At 38.9% G+C, this 19,994-nt stretch carries 17 protein-coding genes; 8 read left to right on the top strand and 9 right to left on the bottom strand.

What is annotated here, in order from left to right; all coding sequences use genetic code 11:
* On the bottom strand, positions 1-3,501 hold the full coding sequence (locus tag B2906_RS04785; RefSeq protein WP_219958903.1) for a PVC-type heme-binding CxxCH protein: 3,501 nt from the start codon (positions 3,499-3,501) through the stop codon (positions 1-3).
* A gap of 132 nt (positions 3,502-3,633) precedes the next feature.
* Here B2906_RS04785 and B2906_RS04780 point away from each other — a divergent pair, with 132 nt between their 5' ends.
* Positions 3,634-4,506: an AraC family transcriptional regulator gene (locus B2906_RS04780; RefSeq protein ID WP_219958902.1), complete on the top strand. Its 873-nt coding sequence runs from the start codon at positions 3,634-3,636 to the stop codon at positions 4,504-4,506.
* Here B2906_RS04780 and B2906_RS04775 read toward each other — a convergent pair.
* The 3 genes from B2906_RS04775 to B2906_RS04765 all read right to left on the bottom strand — a co-directional run bounded on the left by B2906_RS04775 (position 4,503) and on the right by B2906_RS04765 (position 8,287).
* Complete coding sequence (locus tag B2906_RS04775) at positions 4,503-5,186, bottom strand: LytR/AlgR family response regulator transcription factor (RefSeq protein ID WP_219958901.1); 684 nt, start codon at positions 5,184-5,186, stop codon at positions 4,503-4,505. The two genes, B2906_RS04780 and B2906_RS04775, sit on opposite strands and share 4 nt — an antisense overlap.
* A 4-nt stretch (positions 5,187-5,190) precedes the next feature.
* A complete protein-coding gene (locus B2906_RS04770) occupies positions 5,191-6,612 on the bottom strand; it encodes a sensor histidine kinase (RefSeq protein ID WP_219958900.1) in 1,422 nt (473 codons plus the stop codon).
* 205 nt (positions 6,613-6,817) lie between these two features.
* The gene (locus B2906_RS04765; RefSeq protein ID WP_219958899.1) at positions 6,818-8,287 is read right to left on the bottom strand and encodes an SLC13 family permease; all 1,470 of its coding nucleotides are present in this window, start codon (positions 8,285-8,287) and stop codon (positions 6,818-6,820) included.
* Positions 8,288-8,555: 268 nt separating this feature from the next.
* Between B2906_RS04765 and B2906_RS04760 the strand changes: the two genes are divergently transcribed.
* Positions 8,556-10,139 carry a CHRD domain-containing protein gene (locus B2906_RS04760; RefSeq protein ID WP_219958898.1) on the top strand — a complete coding sequence of 528 codons (1,584 nt, stop codon included), beginning with the start codon at positions 8,556-8,558 and terminating at the stop codon, positions 10,137-10,139.
* Between the two features lie 49 nt (positions 10,140-10,188).
* Here the strand turns inward: B2906_RS04760 and B2906_RS04755 are convergent, their stop codons facing one another.
* From B2906_RS04755 to B2906_RS04745, 3 genes are read right to left on the bottom strand one after another with little or no spacing between them, the layout of a single operon-like run.
* A complete protein-coding gene (locus B2906_RS04755; RefSeq protein ID WP_219958897.1) occupies positions 10,189-10,659 on the bottom strand; it encodes a hypothetical protein in 471 nt (156 codons plus the stop codon).
* Between the two features lie 41 nt (positions 10,660-10,700).
* Positions 10,701-11,846 (bottom strand): DUF819 family protein, encoded by a 1,146-nt coding sequence (locus tag B2906_RS04750; RefSeq protein WP_219958896.1) that lies wholly within the window; start codon positions 11,844-11,846, stop codon positions 10,701-10,703.
* Entirely contained in the window at positions 11,843-13,363 is a 1,521-nt protein-coding gene (locus tag B2906_RS04745) for a M20/M25/M40 family metallo-hydrolase (protein ID WP_286935768.1), read from the bottom strand. The genes B2906_RS04750 and B2906_RS04745 overlap by 4 nt, the downstream gene beginning before the upstream one ends.
* 190 nt (positions 13,364-13,553) lie before the next feature.
* On the opposite strand from B2906_RS04745, the gene B2906_RS04740 reads away from it, so the two are divergent.
* Genes B2906_RS04740 through B2906_RS04730 form a run of 3 tightly spaced genes read left to right on the top strand, consistent with a single transcriptional unit; the run spans position 13,554 to position 16,497 of the window.
* Positions 13,554-14,780, top strand: a complete 1,227-nt coding sequence (locus B2906_RS04740; RefSeq protein WP_286935765.1) for a sterol desaturase family protein — start codon at positions 13,554-13,556, stop codon at positions 14,778-14,780.
* Between the two features lie 14 nt (positions 14,781-14,794).
* Complete coding sequence (locus B2906_RS04735; protein WP_219958893.1) at positions 14,795-15,913, top strand: XdhC family protein; 1,119 nt, start codon at positions 14,795-14,797, stop codon at positions 15,911-15,913.
* On the top strand, positions 15,910-16,497 hold the full coding sequence (locus B2906_RS04730) for a nucleotidyltransferase family protein (protein ID WP_219958892.1): 588 nt from the start codon (positions 15,910-15,912) through the stop codon (positions 16,495-16,497). The genes B2906_RS04735 and B2906_RS04730 overlap by 4 nt, the downstream gene beginning before the upstream one ends.
* Before the next feature lie 3 nt (positions 16,498-16,500).
* Here B2906_RS04730 and B2906_RS04725 read toward each other — a convergent pair whose 3' ends face one another.
* Positions 16,501-17,643 (bottom strand): cysteine desulfurase family protein, encoded by a 1,143-nt coding sequence (locus B2906_RS04725; RefSeq protein WP_286935764.1) that lies wholly within the window; start codon positions 17,641-17,643, stop codon positions 16,501-16,503.
* Between the two features lie 10 nt (positions 17,644-17,653).
* Entirely contained in the window at positions 17,654-18,004 is a 351-nt protein-coding gene (locus tag B2906_RS04720; protein ID WP_286935763.1) for a winged helix-turn-helix transcriptional regulator, read from the bottom strand.
* Positions 18,005-18,118: 114 nt separating this feature from the next.
* Here B2906_RS04720 and B2906_RS04715 point away from each other — a divergent pair, with 114 nt between their 5' ends.
* The 3 genes from B2906_RS04715 to B2906_RS04705 are packed head-to-tail and all read left to right on the top strand — an operon-like array spanning position 18,119 to position 19,893.
* Entirely contained in the window at positions 18,119-18,895 is a 777-nt protein-coding gene (locus tag B2906_RS04715) for a type 1 glutamine amidotransferase domain-containing protein (RefSeq protein WP_286935760.1), read from the top strand.
* A 4-nt stretch (positions 18,896-18,899) separates the two neighbouring features.
* Positions 18,900-19,517: an NADPH-dependent F420 reductase gene (locus tag B2906_RS04710; protein ID WP_286935759.1), complete on the top strand. Its 618-nt coding sequence runs from the start codon at positions 18,900-18,902 to the stop codon at positions 19,515-19,517.
* 28 nt (positions 19,518-19,545) lie between these two features.
* A complete protein-coding gene (locus tag B2906_RS04705) occupies positions 19,546-19,893 on the top strand; it encodes a hypothetical protein (RefSeq protein WP_219958888.1) in 348 nt (115 codons plus the stop codon).
* The last annotated feature ends 101 nt before the right edge of the window (positions 19,894-19,994 follow it).

Below are 19,994 nucleotides of genomic sequence, written 5' to 3'. Positions count from 1 at the left end.
CTATTCTACTTTCATAATTCCGTTCATTATTCTCCAATGCCCCGGCACAGTGCATATAAATGGATATTCACCCGGCTCAGTTGGAGCTATGAATACAAGAGATTCTCTTCCTTCGGGGTCTACCAATCGCGTGGCTGCTATCACCTGAGGGATTTTAGGAACATAATTCTGTTCAGCTCCTTTTGGATCCCTAGCCAATTCATCCGCAGCCTTTCCGATCTGTTCCATAGATCCTTTCTGGCCTATTACCAGATTATGCTGCATAAAATCAGGGTTCTCAAAGTCTATAGTCACCTGCGAACCAGCTTTTACAGTGAATGTGGCTTTGTCAAATTTCATTTCATGAGGAATGACCCCCAGTTTAATGATAGAAGTTCCATTTGCCTGTTGGCTGGCTACAAAACTCTCCTCTTCCATCAAGGATGTCCCTGGCTTATTCAATGATAGAGTAGATTTATTGCTGAGTCTACCGCCAAACCACCAAGTGCCTTCGTATTTTCCAACCACATTTCTACTATCATTCTGACCAACTCTCACTCGGTTCGGAGATAAGGACTCCTTAAATAATCCATTGGTCTTTCCTTTGGCTATTTCCTCACCATCGATTTTTAATGTCATACTGCCGTCCTCTTTCAAACTCGCATCGATGGTAAACTGAGTTTCAGGAAGGGTTTTCTTAGAGCTGAGAATATTGAGTTTTTCATTTTGTGCAACTGCAAAATGAAGGGCATCTTGATAAAAATACAGGCTATATCCATTGGTATTATTTCCTTGAGCCACCAAAACACCTTCCAATGGGTTTTGTCCTTTAGACACTATAACTCGAAGTGCTATTTCTTTTCCAGCTACGTCCGGAGGAAATAAGATACTGTTCCTCTGATCAAGTGGGTATTGCTCTGCTACTAGTGAACGACTAATTCTGTCTGCCAAAGAAAGTTCACTATCTCCAGAAGCTCTTAAAGCTGTGGAATTATCTCTTTTTGCAAATTCAGTTGGGTGCGCCAAAACAGCTGCAAAAATCGCTTGAGGTAAAAAGCTGTCCTTCCCGTTCTCTTCTCTTTCTGCAGCCTGAATTAACATTGCAGCCGCCTTTTCAGAAAAAGGCATATCTGAAACTGCCAGAAATGCGTGCTTTCTGGTAGCCAAATCCGGGTCTTGAGTAATTCCGGAATTCATAATCGCATCTAAAGACGCCGGAGTATTTGGTAAAACGCGAAGTGCATTTTTTCTAACCGCGGCAGAAGGATGGGAGAGGGCTTCAGTGACAGTTTTAAATGCCTCTTCATTTTCTCCATCTAGTTCTCCCAGACCGTGTAAAGCCCATAATGCATTGACAGCAGGAGCATTTAAACCAACTGGATCTACTTTTTCGTCGGAGATAATCTTATATAAATCAGAAATAACAGATTTGTCCTGCTTTTCCACGATCAAGCGCTGCGCTGTCAATCTCCAAAACATGTTATCACTTTTTAGGGCCTCAATCAGCTCTTTTCCGCTGGCATCCTTGAGATCAAAAGTTTTGGAATCTTTTCCACCTTTATAACTGATTATATAAATTCTACCATGTTGACTGTCCCGAAGCGGATTGATGTAGGCATTTCCAGCTCCATTTTCAAATCCTCTAGGCGTAGGATTATGCTGAATAATAAAGTTGTACCAGTCAGCAACCCATAAAGCTCCATCAGGGCCAACTTCTGCATGAACTGGTGAAAACCATTCATCAGAGCTCGCCAAAATATTGAAGTCATTTTTTTCTTTATACCCAGAGCCATCAGTCTGAATTTTTGCTCGGTGAAGGACCCTTCCAGTTGGTTCTGCCACAAAGGCAATCGTATTCCAATATTCTTCCGGAAAACTTCTGGCGGTATAAAAATTATGTCCAGCAGCAGCGGTGTAGCCACCATGCCAATCTACTTGCCTTAAAAATGGTGTCAAATGAGGCATATCATAATGGCTGTCGATTCCATGAACCGTATTAGCAGAACCTTGGAAAATAGGCCTTTTGACATAATTGTTGGCCATGGAAAAATATACGCTATGCTGTCCATTGGCAGTGGAAATAAATGTCTCAAAATCTTCTGTGAAACCAAGTCCCCAGGTATTATTGGAGGTGTTTCCCAAATATTCCAGATTATCACCCGAAGGCTCAAATCTATACACACCTTGTCCGAAGGAATGTCTTTTGCCACTTACTTCTCCATTGAAGCCTGCATAGCCTAAGACTCCCCAGATTTTATTGTCAAATCCATATCTCAGGTTGGAAGGTCCTGCATGGGTATCACTTTTGCCCCAGCCAGTCATCAATATTTCCCTCACATCCGCCACATCATCTCCATCTGTATCTTTTAAGAAGAGAAAATCAGGTGCCATAGAAATTAAAATGCCTCCATTGACCGCCATAATTGATGTGGGAATATTCAAATTATCCGCGAAAACAGTGACTTTATCTGCCTTTCCATCTCCATCTGTATCTTCCAAAATCTTGATTTTGTCGTTTCCACCTTCAGTTCTAACCTCATTCGGATAATCCACGGTTTCGATGACGAAAAGCCTTCCTCTTTCATCCCAGGTCATTGCCATAGGATTGATGATCATGGGTTCGCTGGCAAATAATTCCATTTCAAAACCAACAGGTAGCTGTACCAATTTCATGCTTTGCTCAGGAGAAAGCGGTAGCTGATATTTTGGGGCTGGATCTCTTCTTTCATAATTTGGAATCTCAGCATCCCGAAATTCAGGAGTTGGAATTTCATAAGCCTGTAAAAGCTCATTTACTTTATCGCCCACCGCCCACAGTATACCATTGGCGATTAGATTTTGGAACTCGGCCTTTTGCCAGGTTTCTTCATTGTGACCATATGCAGTGTAAAATACCCTTCCCTTTCCTTCCTCCAATGTCCAAGCATAAGGTTCTCTATGATCACCCTCCACTCGTTCCATCAAAACATGCATGTCTGGGTTCAATTGAGAATGCACATAGGTTTCATCCCAAGTATCAAACTCAGAAATTCCCTGCATGATTGGGTGTGCTGCATCCACGATTTCAGCCTTGAATCTTTCAGCCCCATGGGATTTGAATTGCCCACCAACCGCCTTGACATACCAGTCAGAATTTCTAAAAGACCAAGAAGCACTATGCACCGGAATCAAAGCTTTTCCACTTTGAACGTATTTTTTTAATGCTTTTTCCTGTGAGGAGCTGATTGAATCATGATTAGCATAAATCATCAGTCCATCATAATTGTAAAGCACATCCTCATTCAAATCCTCAGGATTGGTGGTATAGGTCAAATTAATGCCTTTTTGAAAAAGGGGAGTTCCTAAATAAAGCATCAGTTGCTCGGAATTGTGATGCTCACTTTCATGCCCCAAAACCAATATTTCAACCCTTCTGGGCTCGGTCATGGAGAGAAAACTCTTAGGTTTATTGCAAGCAGTCAAAAGGAGAATAAATCCTAGGAAATATAGACTCTTGAGAAAGTAATTAGGTGATTGATTCATGATTTGGGTTTACCTTAATTGCAGGATACTATATTCCATATTTTTAGGCAGGAAATCTTACTGTTTACTTTTAAATTCTGACTGAATTTTGATATGTTTTCTTAATTTGCCTTCAATAAATAGCATAAAGTAGTGAAAAAGCCTGTTCAAAAGTCTAGAATTCCCGAAGACAAATCTTTTCTAATCCGTGAATTAAAAGCCCCATTTTTCGATGTCAATTGGCATTTTCACTCCGAATACCAGCTTTTTGTAGTCCTTAAAGGGAAAGGAACACGCTTTATTGGTAATCATATGAGCTCATTTAAAGAAGGGGATATGGTTTTGACTGGTCCAAATTTGCCTCATCTATGGAGAAATGATCAGGAATATTTTCAAATAGATAGTAAGTTAGAGACCCATGGAATTGTCATCTATTTCCCGGATCACTTCCTCCAGAATGCAGTATTTGAGTTGAATGAATTCTCATCTATTGCAAACATGCTTTATAAGTCCTCGAGAGGATTGGAAGTACAAGGAAAAACCAATCGAGAGATTACTCAAATGATGAAGGAGCTTCTTAAAATGGAAGGAGTCCAATCACTCATTCAGCTTTTGACTATATTGGAAAAAATCGCTCAATCCGAAGAGTACCAAATCATCGCTGATGCAGCCTACACTAATACCTTCAAGGAATCTGAAAAAGACAGAATGGGATTAGTTTATGAGTTTGTCATGCATAGGTTCAATGAAAAAATAGCTTTAAAGGAAGTTGCGGATATCTGTAATCTATCGGAAAGTGCTTTTAGTCGCTATTTTAAAAGTAGAGCAAATCAATCCTTTAGTGATTTCTTGTCTTCTATCCGGATTAATCATGCCTGTAAGCTTTTGCAAAATGAGCAGTTGAACATTAGTCAAATTTGCTATGAAAGTGGATTTTTCACCCTTTCCAACTTCAATAAGCAGTTTCGTGAAAAAATAGGAAAAACTCCTTTAGAATATAGAAAGGAGTTTGTAACCAGTTTTTAAAGATTGTTTTTGAAAATTTCGTTCACTTCATCAGCATAACTGGAACTGATAGGCACAGTATGCCCTTTGAGGTGAAGTTGATGCTTTTCTATTCTATTTACAAGATTTCGATTGGCTAGAAAAGAACGGTGGGTTCGAAAAAAGTAGGAGGGAAGCTCTTTCTCTACTTGAGAAAGAGTCATTCGACTTACAATTTTATGATTTTCCAGCTGGAAGTTGACATAATTCCCCTGAGACTCGCAGTACAGAAGTTCGTCGAAATCCACTCTGGCGATTCCCTCAGAGGTCTTGATGAATAGATGGGAATCTTTATCCGATTCATGTAGTGAGATCCATTCCTGGGCCTTTTGACAAGCTTTTAGAAATCGCGGAAAAGAGAATGGCTTCAATAAATAATCCATGGCGTTCAACTCAAAACCTTTGACTGCAAAATCCGAATAAGCCGTGGTGAAAATCACCTGCACATCAGAAGGTAGAAGTTCCGCCAAATCAATTCCCGATAAATCCGGCATATTGATGTCCAGAAATACTACTTGCACAGGATTGGATTTAATGTATTCCAATCCCTCAATAGCATTGGTAAAATATGCACTGACTTCTAGAAAAGGCACTTTTGAAGCATGTGCTTTGATTACTTCCAGCGCATAGGATTCATCGTCTATTGCAACTGCTTGCAGCATAGGTTTACTTTAATTGGATGGAAAAATGTACAAAGAAATCATTGTCATTGGAAACGATATTTAATTGATGTTGATGAGGATATAGTAACTCCAATCGCTTTTTAACATTTTCTAGTCCTATGCCTGATTCCTCCTGTTTTGATTCTTTAGTTGAACTTTTAGGGTGAACGCTATTGACCACATCCAGGTGTAAAGAACCGGAAATACATCTGAGATTTATTTTTATCCAGGATTTTTCTTTGGCACTTATTCCATGCTTGAAAGCATTTTCTACAAATGGAATAATCAGCATGGGAGCAATCTTTCCGGAACATTGATTCTCATTGATTTGAATATCAGTTTCCAGGTTTTTCTGTGCGCCAAATCGTAGCATTTGTAGATCCAGGTAATTTCTGAGATAGGTAATTTCTCTAGATAATGGAATTTGAGGCATTTGATTTTCATGCAGCATGAAGCGCATCATATCGCCAAGCTTCTGAATTCCATCTGATGTTTTTTCTGCATTTTCTATCAATGAACTCGCATATAGCGTATTCAAAGCATTGAAAAGAAAATGCGGATTAATCTGAGATCTTAGAAAATCAATATTAGCCTGTCCCTGATCAATTTTAGTGTTAAGGGAAGTAATCTGGCCTATATAATTGTCATACTTTTTGAAAAGAAAAGTTGTGAGAGGAAAGAAGATCAATTGAATAAAGGCAACTGTTCCCAATCCACCAATCACAAAAATCTCCTCTTGACTTTCTTCTAAAGAGATGACAAGAAATATTAAAAGTATGATAGCAGACAAACCCCAATTATACCATCTTGATGCTTTAATTTTGCCTTCTCTTCTTTTTCCATAAACCAAAAAGAAATTAAATAAGCCTGCAATGAAAATAATTGGGATGAAGACTCCAAAAATAATGGAGGGACCGAATCCTGTAATGGGATCCAGCTGAATTAGGAAGAAAAAGGTAAATAAGAAAGCTACAATCAGACGAGCATAATTATACAATTGATAATCTCTGACTCTTGGCGGAGTTAAAGCCTGATTTAAGAGACTTCCGGCAAGAAGATAGCAGATGAATAGGACTAAAATTCCAACCAAAAAAGTAGGGAAGCCCGTTTTGACTAATCCTGATTGATAGCTGAAAATAGCGCAGATGACAAAAGTCAAAACCCCGGTTAAAGCCATTAGTAAGATTGAGGGCCATTTGTTGCTATCATTTTGAAACTTGGGGATCAAAATCATCTGCACCAAATGGAAAGCAGTGTAGATTGTTCCCAAAATGACAAGTCTGCTGATAAACTTGAAAATTTCCTGACCAGAGTCATTATAAAACTGTGGTCTGTATCCAAAGAGGATAAATAAGAATGCTGTTAGGGTAGCGCTGCTCACTAGCCACCATTCGATTTGCCTGAAATCAAAGCTTTTTACCTTCATAGGTCTTAGAATTGGGTCAAAATGGAATAAATGTGATAAAGCAAGGCCACAATCATCAGAAAATAGAAACCTGATTTCCCGTTTTTCTGCCTAATTGAATTTTTTGTTTCCCTTGCTTTCATGGATACAAGAATACCATGTTAGCTAATCAGCGTCAATTTGTTGGGATGAATAGGTTAGTTTATGGGATGGAAAGGCTATTTAATTAATCAAATGGGTTCTGAAGCAAATTAATATCCCAGAACAAAGGAAGAAGGAAATAGACCATAAGCGTTACAAGCAGAATTGATAAAATATTAAGCCAAAACCCAGCCTTGACCATATCTTTCATTTGTAGAAAACCAGATCCGAAAACGACTGCGTTGGGAGGGGTGGCAACAGGGAGCATAAATGCACAGCTGGCCGCCAGAGTAGCGCCAACCATCAAACCGAAAGGATGTAAGTCTAATTTGATCGCTACAGAAGCGAGAATCGGGAGAAGCATGGAAGCAGTTGCCATATTGGAAGTAACCTCTGTTAAAAAGTTGACAGATGCTATGATGACCAAAAGCAGGAAGAAAAATCCCACACCTTCAATTAGGGTGAATCTTTGACCGATCCACTCGGCTAAGCCTGTTTCTTTAAAACCTTCTGCCAAAGCCAAACCACCTCCAAAGAGGATTAAAATTCCCCAAGGAATTTGCTCTGCTGTTTTCCAGTCTAGAATTCTTTTAGTTTTAGTTGAATCGGGGAGGAGAAATAAAATTACCACTCCGGTTAGTACAATTATGGTGTCGTCAATACCGGGTATAAGTTGATCTAACAGGAAGCTTCTGGATATCCATGCAAAGCATACTAAGGAAAAAACGACCAATACATTTATTTCTTCATAGGAGATTTTTCCTAGTTTTTGGAGCTGCTCAGACACGATGGTTTTAGCATCGTTTAGCTTAAACCTTTTTGGGAGAGGATTGGCGTAAGTTACTAAATACCACCAACATATGAAAATAAGTGAAATGGATAAAGGAAAGCCAAAAAGCATCCATTCATTTAATCCGATTTGATAATCATATAGGTCTGAGACTACAGCGGCTAAAATCGTGTTAGTAGGAGTTCCGATAAGAGTTGCCACACCTCCGATAGAAGCGCTGTAGGCAATTCCCAACATGATATTTTTCCCCAATTTTTGAGAGAGGCTAAAATTTTCGGAGCCAAATGAATCCTCAAATTGCTTTACTACAGCCAATCCAATGGGTAACATCATCAATGAAGTGGCTGAATTTGAAATCCACATGGATAGAAATCCAGTAGCTAAAATAAATCCCAAAACAATAGTTCTAAGATCAGTGCCAATAAAATTAATAATGGATAGGGCGATCCTGCGGTGTAGATTCCATTTTTCTATCCCTGTAGCCATTAGAAATCCACCCATATATAACATCACCGTAGGATGCATGTAATTGGAAGAAACCTCAGCAATAGGAAGAATATCCAATGTGGGCATAAATATTAAAGGAAGAAAAGCCGTAGCTGCAATTGGCAAAGCTTCAGTGATCCACCAGATTGCCATCCAGGATGCTAAGGCCAGCATGGCTAAAGCTTGAGGATTTAAATCCGGAGACTGGACAAAAGATAAAATAAGAAAATAAGAAAGCGGTCCTGCAAATAAACCGAGGGTAGACAGATTGATCTTCATTCAGTGAATTCTGGGGTAGGGATAAATTTTGCAAAAGTTAAAAAATTATAATGGAATCGGGGTATCAAAATTTATTACTTAACATAATGTAAATTATGTAACAAATAATGCATATCCCAAATTCCACCCAGCAGCCACAGAGAAAGAAAATCCTGAAAATTTTGATTTTAGTCAATCCATACCCTAAAAGCACTTCGTAGCTAAAAAGGTAGATCAAAGTTCAGGAAACCAATCCTGCTATTTTAAATTTTAACTAACCTCAAAAATTATGTACTACACAAGACAAATTTTGGGAGGATTACTCTTATTATTCTCCGCAGTTTTGGTCAGTTGCGACCAAAACATCGATCCAATTGACCCCATGCCAATGCCTACGGGTCAAACAGCAACTTTTCAATTAAGCTCAGTATCTGATCCTTCGATTTCTGGAACAGCTGAATTCATTGAAAATGACGATAACACAACCACTATTAATCTTCGTCTGTCAAGCACACCTTCTGGTGGTATGCATCCAGCTCATATTCATTTTAATACTGCAGCTGAAGGTGGTGATATTGCATTAACCTTAGGAACAGTTGACGGTACAACCGGAATGAGCAGCGTCACAGTAAATTCACTAGACGATGGTAGCGCTATTACCTATGAGCAGCTAATCAATTTTGATGGTTATATCAATGTGCATTTGTCAAGTTCAGATTTAGCAACCTTGATCGCTCAAGGTGATATTGGTGAGAATGCCTTAACTGGTGAGTCTAAAACTTATGCCCTAGGCTCTGTAGATGTAGATGGAATTAGCGGTACTGCTACTTTCAGTCAAAGAGTCAATGGTGAAACATTAGCGGAAATTATGCTGATGGGAACTCCAGAAGATGGCATGCACCCAGGACACATTCACTTTAATACAGCAGCCGAAGGCGGTGCAATCGCAGTTTCTTTCAACCCTGTTGTTGGTGCATCAGGAATGAGTGCAACCAATATTTCAACTCTAGATGACGGTACTCCTATTACCTATACTCAATTATTGGATTTTGATGGATATGTGAATATTCACTTGTCAGCTGAAGACCTAGGAACATTAGTGGCCCAAGGAGATATAGGTCAAAATGAGCTTACTGGAGAAGAAAAAGTTTATGAGTTAGGAGAAAAAGATGTGGATGGAATTAGCGGTACAGCTACTTTCAAGAAGCGTGTGAACGGTGAAGCTTTAGCTATGATCGAGTTGATGAACACTCCTGAAGACGGAATGCATCCAGCACACATTCACTTTAATACGGCATTAGAAGGTGGTGGAATTGCCTTCACTTTTACTCCAGTCAATGGTGCAACTGGTGTAAGTGTGACCAACGTAGCCACGCTAGACGATGATTCTATGATCGGGTATGATGATATTTTAGAATTCAATGGATATATCAATGTGCACCTTTCTGCAAGTGAATTGGGAACCATCGTTGCTCAAGGTGATATAGGATCTAATGAATTAACCGGAGAGTCAACTACCTATGTATTAGGTGAAAAAGATGTAGTAGGAATTAATGGTACTGCGACTTTTAGAAAAAGAGCTAATGGTACTACCCTAGCAATTTTAGATGTAGAAAACACAATAGCAGGCTCTTCTCATCCAGCTCATATTCACAATAATACAGCCGAAATGGGCGGAAGCATTGCATTTACCTTTACGCCAGTTGATGGTACTACAGGAATGAGCATGACCAATATTGTTGCTTTAGATGATGAAACAGCAATTACTTATGAGCAACTATTGGAATTTAACGGATATATCAATGTACACCTCTCCATGGCAGAACTTGCAACAGTTGTTGCCCAAGGAAATATTGGGGTGAATGTAAATTAATAGTAGATGGTTGGTTTTAAAAAGTCCGGGTAATTTGCCCGGACTTTTTTTATAGTTTCTCCAGTCGAAATTGAAAATCGTATTGTAAATCTTCGTGTAATCCACTTACTAACTTTTCAACTTTTCCTTTCTGGATCTCATACAGATTTTTGATCACAGAGTTTCGGTGCTTTAAAAATCCCATTTCCTTTATTTTTTCACAGAAAAAAAGAATGACCTCAGCCTGATCGGGTTTGGACTTTAATAATTTTAAAAGCTTATTCATTTTTCTTCGAATACTTTGAGCTGATTTTTTCGCATAATAACCATGCTCTACCCTAGCCTTTTCAAATTCAACTAACAAGTCTTCTTTAACCATTTCTACAAATAATCCTGGCTGATCCCTTTCATAGAGTTTAAAAAATAAATAGGCCTTATTGTCTCTGCTAAACTTGATTAATTCGATCAAAAGATCTTTAATTTCCTGTTCAGAAAGATAGCCAAGGTCTTTTTTCAAGGTGGCTAAACTGGGAATGTCCATATACTTTTTTAGAATTTAATCAGAATAATAAGCTGCTTGCTTCAGAATTGTTGGAATAAATAAATAGTGAGCATCCCCCACCCTGTTCCGGTAACCATACTCAAAATGGCTAATAGCACCGCATGAGGCATTAAATCTTTCCTATATGCAGCTGTAACGGCCGGAGCAGTAGAAATTCCGCCCAAATTTGCCATGGATGCGATGGGAACCCAAATAAGATTAAGCCTCAATACTTTGGAAAGAGCTAGCATGAGAATAAAGTGCAAAATCAACCATACCAAAACCAAACTTACAAAGCTCCAAGGTAAGGTTAGGTTGCTGAAATCTAATCGCAATCCAAGGATGGCCATGACCAAAACAATACAGACTCCTCCCATTTTTAGGGAAAATGAGGTATTCCAATGTGTAATCAAGTTACCCAAAAGCATTCCCAAAATTGATAAACTTATAACCAGCATGAGGAATGATAGATTTAAAAAGTAACTGATACCTGTGATCAGAGCAAAAATTAGAATGATCACCAGCGGTTTAATTTTCCTTCCAGAATTGAGTTTGGGGTCAGCTAGGGTGCTTGGAAGAGGATCTTTGATTCCTATCAGTTTGCTGAGAACTTCTCCTTTTTTGATAAACTGAAACATTAAGATTGTCCAGATATTGACCAAAATATTATCCAATACCAAAACTGAGAGAAAGATATTTTCAGGGGTTTGGGCGAGCTCTTTTAAAATCAACTGAGAGGTACTTCCACCAATCCAGCCTCCAACTATGGGGACGAGGCCTTTCCAATATTCCTGTTCGAAAAAGATAACATCATTACCTGGTTCGATTAAAAGCACACCTGAAACCAATAGCACGGGTAATGTTGCTATAAAAAGACTTCCTCCAAAAAATAAAACCAAAGGTCTAAATCCTACTACTGCCAACTGCTTGAAAGGTAATGCGGACATAACTGCCAAAAGGGTGATTGGGATAATCCAGTTTCTGCTGAGGCTGTGTAAATAAACACTGGATAAATCCCATCCAAAGAGGTGCGTAAATCCTGCCGGGATCACATAAGCAAATAAAATTGCAGGAAACCAGTTGAGAATTTCTTCGATTATTTTATTATTTAATGTATTGATTTTCAATACAAAAGTAACTGTTAATAAAACAATTACTAGAGATATGATTTCATCAAATGAATTCATTGAAAAGGTTGGGAAAGAATACTTAAACAAGTTTGAATTCCTTCCAGATAGTTACCAATTCTGATATTCTCATTAGGTCCGTGAATGTTGTTATCTGGATTTGGAATCCGTACGGAAACTGCCGGAGCATTTAAAATATTGATGAAGGGTGCCATTGGTTGGGAACCACCCGTTTGTCTGGTTTTGACATAATCTGATCCAAAAACATGCTTCATTCCTGCTTCCAACCATAGTGCAAAATCAGAATCCATGGAGGTTCTGAAAGGCTGGGAACCGATGCGAAAATCAAAAGAGGCAAGTTTAGAGTAAGCCTTTCGCTCTTCCAAGCTTGGCTCCTCTCCAGCTATTATATGATAGCCTTGATCGGTGATAAATTTTCGCAAAAGTGCTATTTGTCTCTCTCCGGGAGTCTCTTTGACTGTCCGGATATCAATTTCTGCTATGGCCACAGAAGGTATCAAGGTCCTTACCTCCTTTCCTACCCAACCTGCATTGATTCCCCTAATATTTAATGATGGATACTGCATGGCTTCCTGATAGCTCCCTCCCACTTGATCTGCTTTAGCTATTCCAAGTTCATACAGTATTTCTTCCATAGATTCCGGCACTTCGGCCATAGCTTGCATGTCGGATTCACTTAAATTGACTCCTTCATAAAAGCCCGGGACTGCTACTTTCCCATACTCATCTTTCATTGCTGCCAGCAGTCTGGATAAGCCAAAAACCGGGTTCGGAGAGAAATTCCCATATTGTCCGGAATGCAGATTTTCTTTTGCTCCAAATACTTTGATAGTGGCAGTAGCTATTCCTCTTGCACCAAATGCTAGATTGGGGAGGTTGGATAAGTGACGGGTACCGTCCATGATCAATATCCCATCGGCTGCAAATAATGCTTGATTAGCCTGCACTATTCCAGCTAATTCTGGAGATGAGAGTTCTTCTTGAAAATCGAGAATCAGCTTCAGGTTCACTGCCGGCTCAAGTTGATTTTGCTGAAAAATCTCCATTGCTGTCAAAATGCTCATGGCTGGACCTTTGGAGTCTGAAGCCGACCGGGCAAAAATTTTCCAATCCAAATCGATCCTGTCATTCAATGAACTCCAATCTATTTCCTGCAATTTCCCATCAACTTCTTTTTTCGAGGCAGGAATAAATGGACTTTTTTGGTTCCATGCTGAGGTATCCACTGCTTGCCCATCAATCTGCATGTAAACCAGAATAGTTTTTTTTGCGGGGTCAAACTTTCCTTTTGCAAATAAATGAGGAACTCCCCCTGCGCTGAGTACTTGCGTTTCAAATCCAAGTTTGTTCAATTCTTTTTGACACCAAATTAGATTTGCTTGAATTTGATTTGGATAACGTCCGTTATTCGGGATTTTCAGGAATTCATTAAACTTGTTTAAAGACGGGAGTAAACTTTCTTCTGAAAGGCGCAGGATCTCAACTTTATCTATTTGAGCAAAAGTTGGAAACCAGACCAAAGAAAATAAGGTTATTAGTAGGTATAATCGATTCATGCCTTGGATTTAGAGAGTAGAAAAATAGAAATATTTTTCTGGTATCTTTTTAAAAGATATTCTTTGGTTGATATGTATCAAAAAAAGCTCCTCAAATCAATGGAATTTGAATGGAATCAGCATAATTCCTAAGTTTAGTATTGGAATATAAACTCAAATGGAAACCTACGGTAAAATCTTATTAATCGCTATGCCAGCATTTTTTGTGCTGGTGCTGTTTGAGAAGTTTTGGGGTGTATGGAAAGGAAATGATACGGTTCCTGTCAACGATATGATTGCCAGTCTCAGCTCTGGAATAACCAATGTGACCAAAGATGTCTTGGGTTTAAGTATTGTAGTTATCTCTTATGAATGGATGGCTGGAAAATTTGGATTATTTCAAATCGATGCCTCTTGGTTGACATACGTAATCGCTTTTATTGCTTTGGATTTTGCAGGCTATTGGGTGCATAGAATTTCCCATGAGTATAATTTATTTTGGAACAACCACATCATTCACCATAGCTCAGAGGAATTTAATCTGGCCTGTGCATTGAGACAAAGCATCTCCTCAATTGTCAAAATATTCGGAATTTTCTTGCTTCCGGCTGCTTTATTGGGGGTTCCAGCCCAAGTAATTGCCATTGTAGCTCCCTTACATCTCTTTGCTCAGTTCTGGTATCACACAAGACATATTGGCAAAATGGGTTTCTTGGAAAAAATCATCGTTACTCCTTCCCATCACCGGGTTCACCATGCCATCAATCCGGAATATTTGGATAAGAATTATGGACAAATTTTTATCATTTGGGACAAGCTATTTGGAACTTATCAGGAAGAACAGGAGAATGTCCCAGCAGTTTATGGGGTGACAAGACCTGTTCGAACCTGGAATCCGATTAAAATCAATTTTATGCACCTTTGGCTTCTGATTAAAGATGCCTGGAGAGCTCAAGATTGGAAAGACAAGCTAAAAATTTGGTTTATGCCATTGGGTTGGAGGCCCAAAGATGTGGCAGAAAAATACCCAGTCTTTAAAATCGAAGATGTTTATCACTTTCAGAAATACAACCCATTCCTCAGCAAAGGAATGTTGATTTGGAGTTTTGCCCAGTTAATTGTGCTTTTGCTCCTTCTAAGCTATTTGTTTGGAAATTTAGCCAGCATTGGAGTGCCTGATATCTTTTATTACGGAGCCTTTGTCTTTTTGACAGTTTACTCCTACACCGAATTAATGGATAGAAATCCCAATGCATGGGTTTGGGAAGTTTTGAAAGTGATATATGCCTTTTACTTCATTTTTACTTCAGGTGATTGGTTTGGGATCAATCAAATTTTACCCGGAGCCTTGACTTTCTTCATTGTCTATTTATTTTCATCTTGTTTGCTTTCTGTATGGTTTTGTTTGAAAAATGAAAGGATGCAGTTAGCCAATTGAGTTAACTTAGGCGCATGAAAGAGTTCAAGCAGATTATTCAGGCTTACGAAGTTTGCAAGGAAGAATCCATTTCAGCCGCATTGGCTACTGTGGTAAAAGTAGATGGATCTGCCTATAGAAGACCAGGCGCGAGAATGCTCGTAACCCAAGATGGACAATTAACAGGTGCCATCAGTGGGGGCTGTTTGGAAGGAGATGCCTTGAGAAAGGCCCAAACAGTAATTTTTCAGCAAAAATCTATGTTGGTCACTTATGATACTACGGATGAAGATGATCAAAAATTCGGTGTAGGGCTAGGTTGCAATGGAATAATCCACGTATTGATTGAACCATTGGAATTTTCTAACCCAAGCAACCCCGTTGAATTAATCAAGGAAGCCATCCAAGAGCGTGAATCCAGTCTTCTGCTTACTGTATTTTCTATTCCTAGATCTAAATCAGAGCAGATAGGTACCATCTTTTTGAAAAGAGGAAATCAGGAATTCGGCAATTCTGGAAAATTGAATCCTCAGCAATGGCTCAGGATAAAACATGAAATCAATGGCTTTGAAGAAAATCAGAGTCAAATCAGGGAATACGAAGAGTTGGATCAGATTTCCGTATTCTTCGAAAAAATACATCCTGTGACGAGGGTATTACTTTTTGGTGCGGGAAATGATACTCGACCTGTTGCCCAAATGGCTGAATTATTGGGAATGGAGCTATTTCTTTTCGATGGAAGAAAAAATCAGGCTACATCTGCACGTTTTCCATCGGTTCAAAATATTATCGTTGGTTCTGCAGAAGAAGTGCTGCCAAGCATAAGTACTGATTCCAATACTGTTGCTCTTTTAATGACCCATAATTTTGAATATGAGGTGATTATTTTGGAAAAACTTTTGAAATCAAACCTTCCCTATATCGGAATTCTTGGTCCTAAGAAAAAGACTGAAAAGTTGGTACAGCGATTGGAATCCATAGGATTGCAAGTCAACATGGAGAATATTTATGCCCCTGTAGGTCTTGAAATCGGAGCTGAAACTTCTGAAGAAATTGCGCTTTCTATTATGGCAGAAATTAAAGCAGTTCTAAATCAAAAGAGTCCCATTTTCCTTCGGGACAAAAAAGGTCCCATTCACGAGTCTGGGCTATGAAAACAGGCATAATTCTTTTGGCCGCAGGTTCATCTTCCAGATTAGGTAGACCTAAGCAATTGGTGGAGCTGGGAGGTAAAACGCTGATTCAAAACGCTATAGAAGAAGCTAAAAAATGCCAAGCGGATTCAATGGTAGTTGTTTTGGGTTGGAATCCTGACTTGATCCAAACTGGTTTTGAAAGCAAAAACGTAAATGTTGTATTCAATAAGAGCTGGGAAGAAGGTATGGCTTCCAGTATGCAGACAGGGCTCAAATTTTTGATAGAAAATAGCCAAACCGATCAAGTGATTTTGATGCTATGCGACCAGCCATTTGTTGATGCGGTTCTTTTGAATAGATTGATTGAGGAGAAAGAAAGCTCTGGTAAAGGAATCATTGCTTGTTCTTACTCTGAAACCATGGGAGTGCCTGCGCTTTTTGATGCATCTTATTTCAATGAATTACTGAGCCTCAAAGGTTCAGAGGGTGCCAAAAAGGTAATTTTCAATCATTCTGAAGATGTTTTAGCGCTTGATTTCCCTGAGGGTTCGATTGATTTGGATACTGAAGATGATTTGAAAAAGATCAAGAATCTCAAATAAGATCTATTCTCTTAATTCCTTTACTACTTTTTCTACCCAATCTATGGTTTGTAGAATTTCGTCTTCGCTAGTTTTTCTTCCCAAAGAAAATCGAATTGAAGCTCTTCCTAAATCTGGATCCAATCCCATGGCTTTCAATACATGACTAGGTTTTGGGGAAATGGATGTGCAGGCGGAACCCGAACTCACCGCAACTTTTTGATTCACTCTTTTCAATAGCTCCTCTCCTTCTACACCTGAAAATGCGATGTTGCAAACATGGGGCAAACGATTATCTTGACTTCCGTTCAATTGTGTTCCGGAGATTTTTAGTAATCCTTCTTGCAACCGATCTCTAAGCTTTTGCAATCGATTAGCTTCTTCATTCATTTCTTCCATTCTCAGCTCAGCGGCTCTTCCAAATCCCACTATTCCAGGTACATTCAATGTCCCACTTCTAATTCCTTTTTCATGGCCTCCTCCATGAATTTGAGCAAGTGGTTTGGGTAATTCATGGTTGTGTCGCACGTACAATGCGCCTATACCTTTGGGGCCGTATAATTTGTGGGAAGAAATAGCCATCAGGTGAATTCCGGAGGTAGAAACCGGGATCTTGCCAGCCGCCTGTACAGCATCCGTAATTAAAATAAGATTTCTATCCTCACATAAATTTGCGATTTCCTCTATGGGATGAATGATTCCAGTTTCATTATTTGCCCACATCAGGCAAATCGCTTTGGTAGTCGGGAGAATGGCTTTGACTAGTTGATCTATGCTTATTTTACCCATCTCGTCTACGGGTAAATAGGTCACTTCTCCTCCCCTTTTTTCAATTTCTTCAAAGCAATCCAAAACGGCTTTATGCTCTGTTTGACAGGTGATAAAATGCTGTTTTCCCGGCAAAAATGCTTCAAAAGTACCTTTTATAGCTAAATTTAATGCCTCTGTAGCTCCAGATGTAAAAATTATCTCCTTAGACTTAGCACCAATCAATTGAGCAATTTTTTCTCGGGCTTCTTCTACCGCATTCTCTGCAACCCAGCCAAAGGGATGACTCTTACTCGCCGTATTTCCAAAATGAATCGAAAAAAATGGAAGCATGGATTCCATTACTTCTTCAGTGCAAGGAGTAGTGGCATTATAGTCTAAGTAAATGGGGTATTTCATTGGTTAAGAATTAATGGTTTTCATTTACATTGAACTCCTCCATCAACTGAAGTCCATAATTTCTGATTGTTTCAATAATTGGTACAGCACTTAAACCCCTCTCAGTGATAGAGTATTCAACTTTTGGAGGCACTACGGGATAGACTTTTCTATCAATAAACCCTTCGGCTTCCAGTTCTCTCAATTGACTGGTCAACATTTTATGAGTGATATGCGGTATATCTTTTTTAAGTTCTCCATAGCGCATTACCCGGTCTTTTAATCTCCAAAGAATAGGCATTTTCCAAGTTCCACCAATCCTGCCCATTGCAAACTCTACAGGATTGTAATAAAGCTTTTTGTCAAACAAGAAATCAGGCATATCGTATCAATTTTCCATTTCTTTCCTAAAAGTGTATATCCTAACTATAAGTAAGTATATTGTTAAAGGTACTGTTTAATTTCAAATTTGTCTTGTTCGCTAAACCAAAATTTTATGAGCAAGATTCAAGAAAAACAAAGCTACGTGCATTTCCATGGTGCACCATTTAAAGGAAAAATATTAATGGTTGCCAGTTCTCCTACAAGATCAAAACAAACTGGTTGGCCAATTGGATTTTGGGCGGCAGAGTTGACACATCCTCTTCGAGTTTTCCAGGAAGCAGGCTATGAAGTGGAGTTGGCTTCTACCGAGGGAGGAAAACTGGAAATGGATGCTTACTCCAATCCAAATGATTCCAGTGGCTATTCCGCACATGATGTGATTTCATTGGGCTATATGCAAAAACCTGAATTCAATGAAATGCTGAAAAACACTAGAAAATTGAGTTCTGTCAATCCTTCGGATTTTGATGCTATATTTCTCGTTGGAGGTCAAGGTCCCATGTACACTTTCAGAGGAAATACCAACTTGGAAAAGCTATTTGTGACATTTTTTGAATCAGGTAAACCCAGTGCCGCTGTTTGTCATGCTACTACTCTCCTATTGGAAGCAAAAAAGTCTAACGGTGAGCTCCTTGTTACAGGAAAGACATGGACGGGATTTGCAGATGCTGAGGAAGAATTTGCAGATCAGGCAGTAGGTATGAAAATTCAGCCTTATCGAATAGAAGAAGAAGCAAGAAGATTGAAAGGAACAACTTTTAAAGTTTCTTCTCCATTTTCTTCCTATGCCATTCAAGATGGAAACTTGATTACAGGTCAACAGCAAAATTCTGGTGAAGCAGCAGCGAAATTGGTGGTGGATTTGTTGAATTTAAAATCAAAAAAGTAAGGATATGAAAATAGCAATTATAGGAACGGGCAACGTTGGTGGTGCATTAGCCACTAAATGGGCAAAATCAGGGCATCAAATTCATTTGGGTGTTCAGGATAGCTCCAATTTTAAGGGAGATAATTTGGTCTCAAATCCCAATACAACAGTTCATTCAGTATCTGAAGCTGTAAAAATTTCTGAGGTGATCTTAATAGCAACTCCCGCAAAGGCAGCAATTGAAGTAGCCCAAAGCTTGGGCGATACTTCTGGAAAAATTATCATAGACGCCATGAATATTATTATGGGAAATGGCCCCATTGGATATAAATCAACTACAGCCGCAATACTTGATCATACTGCCTCCAGAGATGTAGTCAAATGTTTCAATACCACTGGCTACAATAACTTGCAAAACCCTAAATACGGACCCCATTCATTGGACTTGTTTGTCGCAGGAGATAGTGAAAAAGGGAAAACTGTCGCAATCCAACTTGCAAAAGATGCTGGATTTGAAGCTTGCTATTCAATTGGTGGAAATGACAAATTTGAATTGATGGAGCAATTCGCTTGGTTTTGGATTAATCTTGCCATGTTTCAGGGACAAGGAAGAGAAATTGGATTTAAGTTACTGAAACGGTAAAATTCATTTTAGATAGTTAAATTGCAGTATGCAAGAAACTTGGACATTTGACTATCCCAAATCTCAAATAAAAGACGATTCATTGAGTTCTTTCTTGAAAGCCAAAAAAAAAGATTTGGGCATTTTTCTTTCTTATTACTACAAAAAAGATGGCGCAGTAGCCGAGGATGTAAACTTAAAAACCGAGCCTCAATTTTCTGGTTCTAATTCAGGCAGTTTTGAGGTAGATTTTTCTTTGGTTCATTTTAATGCCTGCCTGGCCATTCATGAACAAGTGAGAGAATCTTTAAAAATTGATTTTGAATTTGATTCAAAATCTTCCAAATTAAAACTGATAGGGCCTTATTGGCCAAGCAGAGAAATGGATGAGATCTGATTTTTTTCTCTTTCTATAGAACCTGAATTATTCTCAAATTCATCTGCCTCATTTTAAATGAAAGGTTGCAATTCCTTTCATTTGAAGTAATTTTGGCATTC

The organism is Algoriphagus sp. UBA3586, assembly GCF_002376385.1.
Taxonomy (GTDB): domain Bacteria; phylum Bacteroidota; class Bacteroidia; order Cytophagales; family Cyclobacteriaceae; genus Algoriphagus; species Algoriphagus ornithinivorans.
The sequence above is the reverse complement of the archived record's forward strand: the minus strand, read 5'-3'. Positions and strand labels throughout refer to the sequence as shown.

Bases quoted from the DNA above. Each gene is read 5' to 3' on its own strand.
- B2906_RS04785 (WP_219958903.1), bottom strand. From the start codon at position 3,501: ATGAATCAATCACCTAATTACTTTCTCAAGAGTCTATATTTCCTAGGA.
- B2906_RS04775 (WP_219958901.1), bottom strand. From the start codon at position 5,186: ATGCTGCAAGCAGTTGCAATAGACGATGAATCCTATGCGCTGGAAGTA.
- B2906_RS04770 (WP_219958900.1), bottom strand. From the start codon at position 6,612: ATGAAGGTAAAAAGCTTTGATTTCAGGCAAATCGAATGGTGGCTAGTG.
- B2906_RS04765 (WP_219958899.1), bottom strand. From the start codon at position 8,287: ATGAAGATCAATCTGTCTACCCTCGGTTTATTTGCAGGACCGCTTTCT.
- B2906_RS04760 (WP_219958898.1), top strand. From the start codon at position 8,556: ATGTACTACACAAGACAAATTTTGGGAGGATTACTCTTATTATTCTCC.
- B2906_RS04755 (WP_219958897.1), bottom strand. From the start codon at position 10,659: ATGGACATTCCCAGTTTAGCCACCTTGAAAAAAGACCTTGGCTATCTT.
- B2906_RS04750 (WP_219958896.1), bottom strand. From the start codon at position 11,846: ATGAATTCATTTGATGAAATCATATCTCTAGTAATTGTTTTATTAACA.
- B2906_RS04745 (WP_286935768.1), bottom strand. From the start codon at position 13,363: ATGAATCGATTATACCTACTAATAACCTTATTTTCTTTGGTCTGGTTT.
- B2906_RS04740 (WP_286935765.1), top strand. From the start codon at position 13,554: ATGCCAGCATTTTTTGTGCTGGTGCTGTTTGAGAAGTTTTGGGGTGTA.
- B2906_RS04735 (WP_219958893.1), top strand. From the start codon at position 14,795: ATGAAAGAGTTCAAGCAGATTATTCAGGCTTACGAAGTTTGCAAGGAA.
- B2906_RS04730 (WP_219958892.1), top strand. From the start codon at position 15,910: ATGAAAACAGGCATAATTCTTTTGGCCGCAGGTTCATCTTCCAGATTA.
- B2906_RS04725 (WP_286935764.1), bottom strand. From the start codon at position 17,643: ATGAAATACCCCATTTACTTAGACTATAATGCCACTACTCCTTGCACT.
- B2906_RS04720 (WP_286935763.1), bottom strand. From the start codon at position 18,004: ATGCCTGATTTCTTGTTTGACAAAAAGCTTTATTACAATCCTGTAGAG.
- B2906_RS04715 (WP_286935760.1), top strand. From the start codon at position 18,119: ATGAGCAAGATTCAAGAAAAACAAAGCTACGTGCATTTCCATGGTGCA.
- B2906_RS04710 (WP_286935759.1), top strand. From the start codon at position 18,900: ATGAAAATAGCAATTATAGGAACGGGCAACGTTGGTGGTGCATTAGCC.
- B2906_RS04705 (WP_219958888.1), top strand. From the start codon at position 19,546: ATGCAAGAAACTTGGACATTTGACTATCCCAAATCTCAAATAAAAGAC.